This is a genomic window from Nocardioides antri (genome assembly GCF_008373765.1).
In the GTDB taxonomy this organism is placed as follows: Bacteria; Actinomycetota; Actinomycetes; order Propionibacteriales; family Nocardioidaceae; genus Nocardioides; species Nocardioides antri.
Window position 1 is genome coordinate 1 of sequence record NZ_VUJW01000056.1, and the last position, 233, is coordinate 233.

Sequence of the window (233 nt, forward strand, 5' to 3'; positions counted from 1 at the left end):
CCTCGGCGCCGTCGGCGGTGTCGGAGCCGGGCCGGACCGACCGCACGCCGGGGCCGGTCAGGATCTCGGCGCCCCCGTCGAGCGCCGCCTTGGCCAGGGCGTCGGTGACCGCGCCCATGCCACCGACCGGCACCCGCCACTCGCCGGTCCCGTTGCCGATCAGGTGGTAGAGGAAGCAGCGGTTCTGGACGAGCGAAGGATCGTGCAGCGAGGCGAACGTGCCGATCAGCGCA

General features: G+C 74.2%; 1 pseudogene. It reads right to left on the reverse strand.

Features of this window, described 5'->3' with window-relative positions:
- Nucleotides 1-233: pseudogene (locus F0U47_RS21485) on the reverse strand (FAD-dependent oxidoreductase); the annotation flags it as partial.